The organism is Salinifilum aidingensis, assembly GCF_054782015.1.
Genome location: NZ_BAAGTH010000003.1, coordinates 334762 through 347709, shown reverse-complemented (window position 1 = coordinate 347709; position 12948 = coordinate 334762). Strand labels below are relative to the sequence as shown.

The 12948-nt window shown below is 73.8% G+C and carries 11 protein-coding genes and 1 tRNA gene; 5 read left to right on the top strand and 7 right to left on the bottom strand.

What is annotated here, in order from left to right; all coding sequences use genetic code 11:
- Positions 1-5 precede the first annotated feature (5 nt).
- Positions 6-476: a GatB/YqeY domain-containing protein gene (locus tag ACYVJE_RS06685; protein ID WP_459157979.1), complete on the bottom strand. Its 471-nt coding sequence runs from the start codon at positions 474-476 to the stop codon at positions 6-8.
- 116 nt (positions 477-592) lie between these two features.
- Here ACYVJE_RS06685 and ACYVJE_RS06680 point away from each other — a divergent pair, with 116 nt between their 5' ends.
- The 3 genes from ACYVJE_RS06680 (at position 593) to ACYVJE_RS06670 (ending at position 3817) form a co-directional block, all read left to right on the top strand.
- On the top strand, positions 593-1480 hold the full coding sequence (locus ACYVJE_RS06680) for a metallophosphoesterase (protein WP_461143795.1): 888 nt from the start codon (positions 593-595) through the stop codon (positions 1478-1480).
- A 241-nt stretch (positions 1481-1721) separates the two neighbouring features.
- A tRNA-Pro gene (locus ACYVJE_RS06675) sits at positions 1722-1795 on the top strand.
- Between the two features lie 177 nt (positions 1796-1972).
- Positions 1973-3817, top strand: a complete 1845-nt coding sequence (locus ACYVJE_RS06670; protein WP_461143740.1) for a prolyl oligopeptidase family serine peptidase — start codon at positions 1973-1975, stop codon at positions 3815-3817.
- 258 nt (positions 3818-4075) lie between these two features.
- Here ACYVJE_RS06670 and ACYVJE_RS06665 read toward each other — a convergent pair whose 3' ends face one another.
- Positions 4076-4435, bottom strand: a complete 360-nt coding sequence (locus ACYVJE_RS06665) for a hypothetical protein (protein ID WP_461143739.1) — start codon at positions 4433-4435, stop codon at positions 4076-4078.
- A gap of 46 nt (positions 4436-4481) precedes the next feature.
- Positions 4482-4613: a hypothetical protein gene (locus tag ACYVJE_RS06660; RefSeq protein WP_461143738.1), complete on the bottom strand. Its 132-nt coding sequence runs from the start codon at positions 4611-4613 to the stop codon at positions 4482-4484.
- Positions 4614-4811: 198 nt separating this feature from the next.
- Here ACYVJE_RS06660 and ACYVJE_RS06655 point away from each other — a divergent pair, with 198 nt between their 5' ends.
- Complete coding sequence (locus tag ACYVJE_RS06655) at positions 4812-5876, top strand: NADH:flavin oxidoreductase/NADH oxidase (RefSeq protein WP_461143737.1); 1065 nt, start codon at positions 4812-4814, stop codon at positions 5874-5876.
- Positions 5877-5904: 28 nt separating this feature from the next.
- On the opposite strand, the gene ACYVJE_RS06650 is transcribed toward ACYVJE_RS06655, so the two are convergent.
- Both ACYVJE_RS06650 and ACYVJE_RS06645 read right to left on the bottom strand, forming a co-directional pair.
- Positions 5905-6399, bottom strand: coding sequence for a Dps family protein (locus ACYVJE_RS06650; protein ID WP_459157975.1), 495 nt, complete (start codon positions 6397-6399; stop codon positions 5905-5907).
- Positions 6400-6612: 213 nt separating this feature from the next.
- On the bottom strand, positions 6613-7170 hold the full coding sequence (locus ACYVJE_RS06645; protein ID WP_461143736.1) for an NADPH-dependent FMN reductase: 558 nt from the start codon (positions 7168-7170) through the stop codon (positions 6613-6615).
- 163 nt (positions 7171-7333) lie between these two features.
- Between ACYVJE_RS06645 and ACYVJE_RS06640 the strand changes: the two genes are divergently transcribed.
- Positions 7334-8410 (top strand): alpha/beta hydrolase, encoded by a 1077-nt coding sequence (locus tag ACYVJE_RS06640; RefSeq protein ID WP_461143735.1) that lies wholly within the window; start codon positions 7334-7336, stop codon positions 8408-8410.
- Between the two features lie 150 nt (positions 8411-8560).
- Here the strand turns inward: ACYVJE_RS06640 and ACYVJE_RS06635 are convergent, their stop codons facing one another.
- Both ACYVJE_RS06635 and ACYVJE_RS06630 read right to left on the bottom strand, forming a co-directional pair.
- Positions 8561-11167 (bottom strand): helix-turn-helix transcriptional regulator, encoded by a 2607-nt coding sequence (locus ACYVJE_RS06635; RefSeq protein ID WP_461143734.1) that lies wholly within the window; start codon positions 11165-11167, stop codon positions 8561-8563.
- Between the two features lie 40 nt (positions 11168-11207).
- Positions 11208-12638: an Hsp70 family protein gene (locus tag ACYVJE_RS06630; RefSeq protein WP_461143733.1), complete on the bottom strand. Its 1431-nt coding sequence runs from the start codon at positions 12636-12638 to the stop codon at positions 11208-11210.
- Positions 12639-12948: the final 310 nt, after the last annotated feature.

The following is a 12948-nucleotide window of genomic DNA, read 5'->3' as shown; positions in this document are numbered from 1 at the left end:
CCCGATCAGCCGCCGAGCCGGCCCTTGACCAGCGCGGCCACCTGCGAGCCCTCGGCGCGTCCGGCCACCTTGGCGTTGACGGCCTTCATGACCTGCCCCATCTGCTTCATGCCGGGCTCTTCGCCCAGCTCCGCGGCGACTTCGTCGACCGCCTGCCGCACCAGCTGCTGGAGTTCCTCCTCCGACAGCGGCTGCGGCAGGTAGCGGCGGAGGACCTCGGCCTCGGCGCGTTCCGAGGCGGCCTGCTCCGCGCGCCCAGCCTCGTCGAAGGCGGTGGCCGACTCGTCGCGCTTCTTGGCCTCCTTGCTCAGCACCCGCTGCACTTCCTCGTCGCTGAGCTCCCGGGACTGCTTGCCGGAGACCTCTTCGTTGTTCACCGCGCTCAACGCCATCCGGAGCACGCCGGTGGTGGCGGTGTCGCGCTGCTTCATCGCCGCGGACAGGTCCGCGCGCAGTTGCTCTTTGAGATGCGCCATGCCGTCGATTGTCCCGCGCCTCCTCCGGACCGGGCAGGCAGCACACCGATCGGGGCCGCAGCGGCACGCCGGCGCGCGGCGTTCCGCGCGACTCCTACCCTGGTGGGGTGAAGACTCTGGGCAGGACCGTACTGGCAGGGGGCGCGCTGAGCGCCGGGATGATCGCCTACGCGGCCACCGTCGAGCGGCGGCGCTGGACCCTCCGGGAAGCGACGTTGCCGGTGCTCGCGTCGGATGCGCAACCGCTGCGCGTGCTGCACGTCTCCGACCTGCACCTCACCCCGAACCAGCGCGACAAGCAGGAGTGGGTGGCCGCGCTCGACGCGCTCGAGCCCGACCTCGTGGTCGACACCGGCGACAACCTCGCCCACCCCAGGGCGGTCCCGGGAGTGCTGCGGGCGCTGGGGCCGCTGCTGGACCGCCCGGGGACCTTCGTGTTCGGCAGCAACGACTACTACGCGCCGAAGCCCAAGAACCCCGCGCGCTACCTGCTGCCCGCCCACCGCGCCAAGCGGGTGCACGGCGAGCCGCTGCCCTGGCAGGACCTGCGCGCCGCGCTGACCGAGCACGGGTGGGTCGACGCGACGCACCGGCGGCGCACCCTCAGCGCCGGCGGCAACGAGGTGCACGTCGCCGGGGTGGACGACCCGCACCTGCAGCTCGACGACTACTCCGCGATCGCCGCCCCGGCCCCGCAGGAGGCCGACCTGCGCCTGGGGGTGACGCACTCGCCGGAGCCGCGGCTGCTCGACCGCTTCGCCGCCGATGGTTACGACCTGGTCGTGGCCGGCCACACGCACGGCGGCCAGTTGTGCGTGCCGGGTTTCGGCGCGCTGGTGACCAACTGCGGGCTCGACCGCACCCGGGCGAGCGGCGCCTCCACCTGGGGCGAGCACATGCGGCTGCACGTCTCCGCGGGGCTGGGCACCTCGCCGTACGCGCCGGTGCGGTTCGCCTGCCCGCCGGAGGCGACGCTGCTGACGCTCATGCCGCGCGAGCCGTGACCGCAGGCCCGGCGGGCGGGTGGTCACCACACGAGCCGGTGCCCGCAGCAGGGGCCGGCGCAGCGGCCGATGGCTGCGGCAGCGAGCCGGTGATCAGCGCGGGCGTCGGTGACCGGCGAAAACGTCGGCACCACCCCCGGTTCCCGAGCCGCTGCGCGGGTTCGCTAGACTGTTCATCAGCGGTCGGCAGCGACCCGATGTCCGGTTCACCGGTGGTGATCGGAGCCGACCGCGGAACGATCGGGGTGTAGCGCAGTTTGGGAGCGCGCGTCGTTCGGGTCGACGAGGTCGTGGGTTCAAATCCCGCCACCCCGACAGCCGAGGGCCAGGCCAGCACAGCTGACCTGGCCCTTCTGCATGCTCCCGGCTCCCCCGACCGGGCGGCCTGGTGGACACTTCGCGGGAAATGCCCACCGGCCCGCCCCGACGCGCGCCGCCGCGTCGGGCCTTCCCGCGCGGCGGGTGCTCGGGCGAATCAGGCACGATCGCATCGTGAGCACCTATCCAGAGGCGAAGGTTCCCGCGAAGCTGTTCGACGACCCGCAGGTCCAAGCGCGGTGGCAGGCGCGCTTCCGGGCACCGCGGGTGTCGTTGCCCAGCTGGGCGCGGGACGCACCGCAACGCAACGTCTACATCTCGAACGCCAGCGGCACCTGGGAGATCTACGCCTGGGACCGCGGCAGCGCCGAGCACCAGCGCGTCACTGACCGTCCACAGGGGACTTTCCACGCGGCGCTGCCCCCCGACGGCGGGAACATCTGGTGGTTCGACGACACCGACGGCGACGAGTTCGGCCGCTGGAAGGTGCAACCGTTCCGCACCGCCGGTGCCGGGCCGCAGGCCGCCGACGCCGTCGCCGGGGTGCACAGCGGCTACCCGGCCGGCCTCGAACTGGGTGCGCACGTCACCGCGCTGGGCATGTCCACCGACGAGGGCGTGACGATCTGGGTCCGCGAGGACGGCGGCGAACCGCGCGTGCTGTACCAGCACGAGCAGGACGGCGGTCTGGCGGCCCTGTCCTGGGACGAGTCGCTGGCGGCCGTGTCGCACTCGGAGCACGGCGACAGCCGGCACCCCGCGCTGCGCGTGCTGCGCGTGGACGGGACGCCGGTCGCGGAGAAGTGGGACGGCCCCGGCAAGGGCCTCGACGCGCTGGAGTTCGCCCCCGTGCACGGGGATCCGCGGCTGCTGGTGGTGCACGAGCGGCGCGGCCGCGAAGAACTGCTCGTCTGGGACGTGCTCGCCGACACCGAGACCGAGCTGCGGCTCGACCTGCCGGGCGAGGTCTCCGCCGACTGGTACCCGGACGGCAAGGCGCTGCTCATCGCGCACACGCACCACGCGCGCACCGAGGTGTACCGCTACGACCTCGAAACCGGCGAGCTGTCCGCGCTGCCCACCCCCGCCGGCACGGTCGGCGGCGCCTCGGTGCGCCCGGACAGCGCGGTGGAGTACGTCTGGTCCTCGGCGGCGAGCCCGTCGATGGTGCGGGCGCTGTCCGCCGACGGGTCGGACGAGGTGCTGCTCACCCCGCCCGGCGATCGCGCCCCGGAGTCCGAACCGGTCTCCGACGTGTTCGTACCGGCCCCCCACGGCCCGAACGACACCGTGCACGCGCTGGTCTCCCGGCCGCCGCAGGCCGGCGACGGGCCGCTCCCCGCCGTGTTCAACCTGCACGGCGGGCCGCACGCGGCCGACGAGGACCGGTTCTCCTCCTACCGCGCGGCGTGGTTGGACGCCGGGTTCGCCGTCGTCGAGATCAACTACCGCGGGTCGACCGGGTACGGCTCGGCCTGGCGCGACGCGATGGAGGGCCGCCCCGGCCGCACGGAGCTGGAGGACGTGGCGGCGGTGCACGACTGGGCGATCGAGCAGGGGCTGACCACGCCCGAGCTCAGCGTCGTCGCCGGCGCCTCGTGGGGCGGGTACCTCACCCTGCTCGCGCTGGGGACCCAGCCGGAGCGGTGGGCCGCCGGCGTCTCCGGCGTGCCCGTGGCCGACTACGTCACCGCCTACGCCGACGAGATGGAACCGCTGCGCGCGTTCGACCGGTCGGTGTTCGGCGGGTCGCCGGAGGAGGTGCCGGAGACCTACCGGGACTCCTCGCCGATCACGCACGTCGACCAGGTGCGCGCGCCGGTGCTCGTGCTGGCCGGGGACAACGATCCGCGCTGCCCGATCCAGCAGGTGCTGAACTACCTGGACCAGCTGGCGCGGCGGGACGTGTGGTTCGAGTTCTACCGCTACGACGCGGGGCACGGCTCGCTGGTCGTCGCCGAGACGCTGCGGCAGGTCGCCACCGAGATCCACTTCGCGCAGCGCGTCCTCGGCGTGTGACGGGGTTTTCGCGCCCTCGGGCTGTTCCGGGCGGGCCGCTGCGCGGTCCGCCCGGGCCCGCGCGGTGGCCGATCCGCCGCGGGCGGTGGAGCACCGCGGGCAGCGCCCCGGCGCTCGGCGCCGGGTCGACTGCTGCGGCGCTCCGCCCGGACCACCGCGGCTTCCGGCTCAACTGCTGCTGCTCGTCCGGAGTGCCGTTGACGAGTCACGGCTTCACCGCCGGGCGCCACGTCCACCCGGCACCCGTGGCGGCGTTCTTCAAGGGTTTTTCAGCTCGCCGGTGTTGAACCGGTAGTTGTACACCTCACCGAACTGGCCGTGCTCGGTGAACGCGTGCTCGCCGCTCCAGGAGGACTCCCACTTCCTCCCCCGGAGGGCTTCGGTCTTCACCGACAGATGCGGAACACCTGAAACCCAGTCGACGCTCCGCTCGTCGTCCACGGCGCGCACCTCGCGGTTCTCCGGGTCCAAGCGCATGCTGACGCGGAATGCCTTGCTCAGCCCCGCTTTCGCGAACACCTGGCGCCACTGGGCGTCGACGATGCGCCACTCCGCGACGAGGTCGGGCTCGCCATCCCCGCCCTCGCGGACCACGAACGGCGCGGTGGGGCGGTTCACCCCCAGAAGCGCCGAACGGACCTGGTCCGGCGGCAAAACCGGGACGTCACCGTCCGGCCTTGATGCCGCGGAAGAAATCCAACAAGCCCATCGCCGAGCTCCTCTCGAGCGGTCCGCAATGATCGCGGCGGACCGTGGCAGCAGCCGCGTGGAACTCGGTCCCGTTCTGCGGGAACATCTCGCTGAGGTCAGGGCGATCTCAACGGGTTGGAACACGCGCTCCGGGCGGTCGAACTGCTTCCGGGGCGCGTCCGACCACCGGCCGCAGCAGCGAGGATCCCTGCGACGCCGCCCGTTTCGCCGCTTTCGCCGCCGCGCCCTGTGAGGTACCTGACGCGGCGGAATCTTGCGCGCGAGCGGGTTGTTGCGAGGGGACGTGAGCCGACTATTCGAACCGTTCAAGCTGCGAGACGTCGAGATCCGCAACCGCGCCTGGGTCTCCCCGATGTGCCAGTACTCGGCGACCGACGGCGTGCCGAACGACTGGCACCTCGTCCACCTCGGCCAGTTCGCCCTCGGCGGCGCCGGTCTGGTCATCGCCGAGGCCTCCGGTGTCGTGCCGGAAGGGCGCATCAGCCCGGCCGACACCGGCATCCACAACGCCGAGCAGGTCGCCGCGTGGCAGCGCATCACCGGTTTCCTGCGGGAGCACGGCGCCACCCCGGGCATCCAGCTCGCCCACGCGGGTCGCAAGGCCTCGACCACGGCCCCGTGGGGCGGCGAGCGCAGCGTCTCCCCCGCCGACGGCGGCTGGGAGGCGGTGAGCTCGACAGCGCAGCCGTTCGGCGAGCTCGCCGCACCGCGCGCGCTCACCACCGAGGAGGTCGCCGCGGTCCCGGAGCAGTTCGCCGACGCCGCACGCCGGGCCGACGAAGCCGGCTTCGACGTGGTCGAGCTGCACTTCGCGCACGGATACCTGGCGCACCAGTTCTACTCGCCGCTGGTCAACGACCGCACCGACCGCTACGGCGGCGACTTCGACGGCCGCGTGCGGCTGCTGCTGGAGATCACCGAGGCGGTCCGCGCGGTGTGGCCGGAGGGCAAACCCGTGCTCGCGCGCATCTCCGCGACCGACTGGGTCGACGGCGGCTGGACCGGGGACGACTCGGCGCGCCTGGCCCGGATGCTCGCCGAGCGCGGTGTTGACCTCGTGGACGCCTCCACCGGCGGTGCCGTGCCGAACGCGTCGATCCCGGTGAAGTCCGGCTACCAGGTGCCGTTCGCGCGCCAGATCCGGATGGACTCCGACGTGCCGACGGGCGCGGTCGGGCTGATCACCTCGCCGGAGCAGGCCGAGGAGATCATCTCCGCGGGTTCGGCCGACGCCGTGCTGCTGGCGCGTGAACTGCTGCGCGATCCGCACTGGCCGATGCGCGCCGCCGACGCGCTCCGCGCCGACGGCCTCTGGCCGAAGCAGTACGAGCGCGCACGCCCGAAGTGACGCGCGCAGCGCTGCGCTGAGACCCACTTCAGTCCGCGAGCTTGGCCTCCCACATCCAGTGGGCCTTCTCCAGCTGCTGCGCAACGGCGATCAGCAGGTCCTGGGTGACCTGGTCGGTCCTGTCGGTCTCCTCGATCCGCGGGCGCAGGCGGCCGATCAGGTCGGCCAGGATCTGCACCACGGCTTCCTTCACCTCGCGCGTGGTGCGCCACCCGGACTCGAAGCGGGTCACCCCCGAGGTCTCGGCGAGCGTGGCCGAGCGCCCGTCCGGCGGGTAGCCGATCGTGGCGGCGCGTTCGGCGACGTCGTCGGCCAGCGAGCGGGCCGTGGTCACCAGCTCGTCGAGGTGCAGGTGCACGTCCCGGAAGAACTCGCCGACCACGTTCCAGTGCGCCTGCTTCGCGGTGAGGTGCAGGTCCACCAGGTCCACGAGCGTCGCCTGCAGCGCCTTGCCCGTCGCGTCCCGGTCGGAGTCCTTGAGCGGTCCGGTGATCGGAGTTTTCGCAGCCGTCCTCTGGGCCATGAGCAGGTCCCTTCCTCGTACCCGAGCGGTCGGTGACGAGGATGCGCGCTCACCGCAGCGCCCGCACGGTGAACCACCGCCCACCGCTTGTGGACAACTCCTCGTCCATCCACAAGCAGTTGTCCACAGGGGTTGTACACAACTCCCCTGCGCTGCGGATTTCAGAGTCGAACGGATGATCGGTCCGCGCACAGGGGCGCCGGCGGCGCGTGTTCAGGAATCGTTCCCGGCGAACTCCACGACCTGCTGGCCGATGGTGCGCAGGGTCGTGGTCACCTTCTGGTCGGCGCACTCGCCGCCGGGGCCGAACCGCGTCTCGGCGGAGTTCACCGCCCCGCCCAGCGGGGTCGGCCAGCCGCGCAGCGCGTGCGCGACCGAGCGCAGCGACTGCAGCGTGAGCACCGTGGCCTGCCAGCCGTAGGCGATGCCGATGCAGCCGACGGCGCGCCCGGTCAGGTAGGGGCGGCTGTCGTCGCGGAGGTCCTCGACGTAGTCGAGGGCGTTCTTCACCAGGCCCGAGATCGTGCCGTGGTAGCCCGGGGAGGCCAGCACCACGCCGTCGGCCGCGCGCAGCGCCGAGACCAGCTCCACCGCCGCGTCCGTGCGCTCGGCCAGGTCGGTGTCGTAGAACGGCAGGGACAGGTCCGCGCCGGTGATCGCCTGCACCTTCGCACCGGCGTCGGCGGCGCCGCTCAGGGCCACCTGCATCGCCCGCTCAGACTGGGAGTCCGGGCGGACCGATCCACCGACCCCGACCACGGTCACCGTCATGCGTCGCTGGCTCCTCACTCGTCGTCCGGTTCGCCCGGACCCGAAACGGCTACCGGCTCACGCTACGACTTCGAGCGCACTCCAGGTCAAAGTTCCGTGTCCCGTTCCACACCTACTTAGCGGTAACCTGCGGGCACCAACCGTCCCTGGAGGTCAAGGTCACATGCCGAAGGCACTGGAACGCGCGCAGCCCGCGGTGGAAGCGGGCGCGCTGCGCGGCGTCATCTCGCTGCCCCGGACCGCCCGCCGCTGGATCGCGGGGGCGCCCGTGCGCCTCGACGGGCAGGAGCTCGCCCTGGACGCGCAACTGCTGCTGCGGATGCAGCGGCTGGCCGGCAAGGACCAGCTCAGCGCCGACACCCCCGAGCTGGCGCGCGCCGCCATGCGCCAGGCGATCGGCCTGCTCGGCACCGGCGCCGTTCCGGGCGTCGTCGCGGCCGAGCGTCGGATCGACACGCCCGACGGTCCGCTGCCCGCGCGGCTGTACCGGCCGCGCGAGGTCACCGGGACCGGGCCGCTGCTGGTGTTCTACCACGGCGGCGGCTGGGTGATCGGCGATCTGGACACGCACGACGACCTGTGCCGGTTCCTGGCCAAGCACGTCGGGATCCGCGTGCTGTCCGTCGACTACCGCCTCGCCCCGGAGCACCCGTTCCCCGCCGCCTACGACGACGCGCTGGCCGCCTACCGGTTCGCCGTGGAGCAGGCCGCTGAGCTGGGCACCACGCGGGACGCGATCGCCGTCGGCGGCGACAGCGCCGGCGGCAACCTCGCCGCCGCGGTCGCGCTGCACGCCCCCGGAGCGGGGCTGCCGCACCCGCGGATGCAGTTCCTGCTCTACCCCGCGGTCGACGCGACGGAGCGGCGGGCCTCGCGGCAGATGTTCGCCGAGGGCTTCCTGCTCACCGACGCCGACATGGACTGGTTCATGGACTCGTACGTGCCGGCGGAGCAGCAGCGGAAGGACCCCCGGTTGTCGGTGCTGCTGGCCGAGGACCTCGGCGGTCTCGCCCCGGCCTACGTGGTCACCGCGGGGTTCGACCCGCTGCGGGACGAGGGCGAGGCCTACGTCGAGCGCCTGACCGAAGCCGGGGTCTCCGTGGTGCACCGCCGCTTCGACGACCTGATCCACGGTTTCGCCACGCTGCGCGGTGCGGGCGCGCGCTTCGAGCAGGCCCTGTTCGAGATGGTCGGGTCGCTGCGCGCCGGGCTGGCCACCGCGCCCACCTCCCCGGTGTGAAAGATCTCGTTCCCGGACCTCGCTCGCAACGGGGAATCCGGGAACAGGACCCGGCCGCCCGCGGGGGTCGGCCTCCTGCCGGCTCCCGCGGCGGGGCCTCGCCCGAGGTTCCCCCACCGACCCGCTACGCCAACCGATCCGCGGAATTCCTCAGGAGAGCAGCTCGCGCAGCCGGTCGAGCAGTTCCTGCCGCGAGCTGCACCCGAGGCGCTGCTTCATCCGCCCCACGTGGTGCTCCACGGTCTTGGCGGAGATGAACAGCCGCGTCCCGATCTCCTTGTAGGTCCTGCCCGCCAGCACCAGGTCGGCCACCTCGCGCTCGCGCGCGGACAGCACGTGCTCCTCGGACGCGGCAGGCCCGGTGACCGCGCGCGGGCGCGGTGGTTTTCCCTGCAGCGTGCGCGCCGTTTCCAACAGCTGGAGCATGTCCCGCCGGTCGGCGGTGTGCAGCGCGACCTGCCCCGCCAGTCGCGCGCCTTCCCAGGCGAATCCGGCCGCGTGCAGCGACATCGCCGCCTGCCGGGCTTCTTCGGCTGCGACCTCACCCTCCAGCGCGCGCAGCCACACCTCGGCGCCGGCGGCCATGGCGGTGGCCAGCGGGTTGTGCCCGGAGGCCGCCCGCAGCGCAGCGGCGTGCTGCCAGGCTTCGTCGTGCTCGCGCACGACGATCGCCGCCTGCAGGCACTTCCACCGCAGCGGAGCTGACCACAGTGGAGGGTCATCCAGGCGTTGCAGCAGGCGCAGGGCCTCCTGCTGGTAGGGGGCGATCCACGTGCGGTCGCCGAGCCGCGCGGCGGCCACGATCGCCTCGCCGAGCGGAACGAGGCTGAACAGGTCGACGGGGTGCTCGGCGACCGCCTGCCGCAGCGCCCCGCGGACGGAGCCGAGCGCGGTCGTGTCGTTGTCCCGACCGGCGGCGCCGGCGCGCAGCGCGGCCGACCACAACCGGTCGCGCCCGCGCAGGAAACCGCGCTCCAGCACGTCCAGTTCACTGTGGACCATAGCGGTGTCGCCGCGGGAGAGCACCAGGAAGGTCGACAGCAAGCGCATCCGAGTCCACAGCGGATCGTCCCTGCCGGTGATCTCGCCGCCCCGCTGCAGCACGCCGTGCGCCACGTCCGGCTCCCCCGCGTGCAGCGCCACGAGGGCAGCGATCCCGGAGGGGCTGTCGGGCAGGGTGTCCGGGACGTCCGCATCGGCCAGCGACGCCGCGCGCGCGGTCGCGGACACGGCCGCCGCGGCCGAGCCGGCAGCGGACTCCCACACGCCCGCGGCCAGCTGCTCGAACACCCCCGCGCGCAGCGACGGCGGCCCGTCGCCGCCGGCGGGTTCCCACATGCCCCGCGCGCGTTCGCGCTCGCCGGTGCCGAGCAGCGCCACCGCGGCGAAGGCCCAGTCACCCGGCCAGCGCGGACCGCGCACCGACCACGCGCACATCTCCGCGCAGCGGTCCAGCAGGCCGCGGTGGGCCAGGGCGGTCGCGGCGATGCGCGCCGCGTCGGCGCGCCCCGCTGCCGCCTCGTCGGCCAGCACCCGTTCGGCGTGCCGCAGCGCGGTGTCGAAGTCCCCGGCCGCACCCGCCGCCCGGACCCGCAGCGCGGCCGTTTCCGATTCGGCGGCACCGCAGTGCGCCGCCGCGTCGCACAGTTGACCGGCCAGGGTGGACGCCCCGGAGATCAGCGCCTCGGTTGCGGCCCGCGCGAAACCGCGCGCCAGGGAGGCGTCCGGCGCGGTGACGTGGTGCTCGGCCACCACGCGCATCACCGGCAGCAGCGCCGCCTCGCCGTCGAGCCGCTGCTCGATCAGCCGCCGCGCGATCCACAACCACGCCTCGCGTGGCAGGATCCGGGTGACCGCGCAGCGCACGACCGGAACCGGCGCGTCACCGGCGGTCAGGAGGCCGCTGGCGCGCACGTGCGCCAACGATTCGTCTGCAGTGGATTCATCGGTGGTGAGCAGCCGCGCGAGCGGAGCAGCGCCCGAGCTCGCGCCGAGGGACAGCGCGACGAGCAGGTCCCGCCCCACCGGGCCGAGCCGGTCCAGCTCCGGGTGGAACCGCTCCAGCACCGCGTCCGGAACCGCTCCCCCCGCGACGACCCCCCGCCCGGCGGCCTGGAACAGGCGCACCGCCAGCCGCGGCACGCCGCCGCTGTGCTCCACGGCCCACCGCAGGCGCTCGTCATCGGCCGGGCCCGCCGCCTCGCGCCCCGCGCAGGCGGCGAGCTCGGCCGCGCCCCACCCGGGCAGCGTCAGCGCCGTGCGCACCTCCGCCAGCAGCGCGTCGAGCTCGGGCGGGCGCGGATGCGGCCGGTAGGTGAGGACCACCCGCGCACCGGCCTCGCGCGCCCGCTCGCGCAGGTGCCGCAGCGCGTCCTCGTCGAGTCGGTGGGCGTCGTCGACCAGCACGGCCGCGTCGCGCCACTGCTCGACCGGGTGCCCGACGTCGCGCACCGCGACCCCGGCAGCGGTGTAGGCCTGCGCGATGCAGGACAGCACCGTGCTCTTGCCGAACCCGCCCGCGCCGCGCACCGCCACGGTGCGCCCGCTGTCCGGGGCGTCGCCGATCGCGCGGCACAGCGCCGCGATCTCCCCGCCGAGCAGCTGCTCCAGCACGCGGCCGACCCCCGCGCGGCCGACCTCCGCGGGGCCGGCCTTCGCGGGTCCGGCCTCCGCGTCGGCGGAGGCGCGGCCGAGCACGGCACCTCGCGCCGCGGCGCCGCCGCTGACGGAGCGCGGCAGGGGCACTTCTCGGTTCACGACTTCTCCCACCCTGGACGGACGGTGCGGCGCGGGATGTTCATCGGGGGCTCCCGAGCGCACCCAGCACCCCGCCGAGCGGGCTGTTCGGCGGGAAGACGAACATCAGCACGATGCCGACGATGATCAGAACCGCCGCGGCGGACAATTTCAACACCTTGATCCTACGAGCGCGCGCTTCGTCCGGTGGATCCAAGGGCATCGGGTCGACCGCGACCGGCGGGCGCTCCGGCGCCGCTTCCTCCGCCGCCGGTTCGGGTTCGGCGTGCGCGGCCTCGGGGATGACCACGTCCGGGTCGGAGGGCGGGTCCGGGCGCGGCGCCGGCGGCGCGCGGTGCTCCGCCTCGGGTGCCACGGTGCGCACGGCGGCCACCGCGGCACCGCTCGCGGCGACGAGCTCCGGATGCCGGTCGACCAGCGGCGTGCGCCCCATGCGGTCCCCGACGAGGCGCCGCAGCAGCGGGGTGTGCGCGGTACCGCCCGCCAGCAGCACCGTGCCGAGCTCCTCCACGGGCACCGGACTGGACTGCACGGCCTGGTGCAGCACCTCCGGCACGCGTTCCAGCCGCGGGCGCGCGCGCCACTCGTAGCGGTTGCGGGAGAGCCCCACCTCGGTCGTGGTGCTCGGCGAGCGCACCGGCACGCGGGTTTCCGCGTGGTAGGACAGGGCTTCCTTCGCGCGGGCGCAGGACTCGCGGAACCCGAGCAGCGCCGCGCGCGCCGCGGGGTCGCCGGTGTCCTCCGGCAGCCCGGTTCCCTCCGGCAGCTCCGCGTCGAGCTCCTCGCGCACGAGGTCGGCGACGACGTCGTCCAGGTCCCACCCTCCGGGGTGGGCGGCCTCCAGCGGCGGTGCGACGAGGTCGAAGGCGAGCTCACCGGGCCGGCGGCGCAGCACGGTGACGTCGAACCCGCTGCCCCCCGCGTTGCCCACCGCCAGGGAGAGGTTCTCGGAGAGCTCCTGCTTGGACGCGTAGTCCAGCGCCACGGCGAGGGGTTCCGGCACAGCGGTCACATCGGACAGACCGATCCGGGCGAGCTCGGCCAGCACGAGCCGCACCCGGTGCGGCCCCCAGGTGGCGCGGTGCGCGAGCGCGATGTGCTCGGGCGGGTGCCCCTGCCGCTGCGCGGCGAGGTCGGCGACCCACTCGACGACGGCCGCGGCGAGCCGCTGCGGGGAGGTGAAGTCGTTGCCGAGGGCGATCGGCGCGTCCTCGCCGATCCGGTGCGGGAAGTCCCGGCTGACCCACTCGTGGTGCGCGGCCTGCTGGTGCAGGGCGGCGTCCCCGGCGAGGAAGCTCCCGTCGGCGGTGCGGCAGACCGCGGTGGGCGTGGTCAGGCCGGGCGGCCCGGCGGGCCCTCCCCGGCCGAGCGGCAGCGGAGTCGCCGTGCTCGCCCAATCACCACCGTCGCGCCGCACGATGGCCGCCGAGGTCATCGTGGCGCCGAGGTGGACGCCCAGGACGTATGGCATGGCTCCTCTTCGCGTTGCGCGGCTGCGGCTTCGTACCGATCACACAGCTCACACGGAGCGGCGCCAGGTGTCGCCCGCACAGGGCGCACCCTCCGGTGTGAAGTGACCACAATTTAGCGTCTGGTTAGTTACGCAGAGACCTCTGTTGCCATATCCCACCCCCTAATGAGCTACCAGATCGACCCCCTAATAGGTGCACCCCTGACTAGGAGTCGCTCCCGATGTCCCGGACGGCCCCCGCTGCCTAGGCTGCAGCACGAGCAAGTGCGGGAGACCGGGAAGCCGTCCCGGGCGCCGAGCGAATCGCCGA

Excerpts from the sequence above, each read along its gene's own strand:
- ACYVJE_RS06685 (WP_459157979.1), bottom strand. The coding sequence starts at position 476 with ATGGCGCATCTCAAAGAGCAACTGCGCGCGGACCTGTCCGCGGCGATG.
- ACYVJE_RS06660 (WP_461143738.1), bottom strand. The coding sequence starts at position 4,613 with ATGTTCCCGCAGAACGGGACCGAGTTCCACGCGGCTGCTGCCACGGTC.
- ACYVJE_RS06650 (WP_459157975.1), bottom strand. The coding sequence starts at position 6,399 with ATGGCCCAGAGGACGGCTGCGAAAACTCCGATCACCGGACCGCTCAAG.
- ACYVJE_RS06645 (WP_461143736.1), bottom strand. The coding sequence starts at position 7,170 with ATGACGGTGACCGTGGTCGGGGTCGGTGGATCGGTCCGCCCGGACTCC.
- ACYVJE_RS06640 (WP_461143735.1), top strand. The coding sequence starts at position 7,334 with ATGCCGAAGGCACTGGAACGCGCGCAGCCCGCGGTGGAAGCGGGCGCG.
- ACYVJE_RS06630 (WP_461143733.1), bottom strand. The coding sequence starts at position 12,638 with ATGCCATACGTCCTGGGCGTCCACCTCGGCGCCACGATGACCTCGGCG.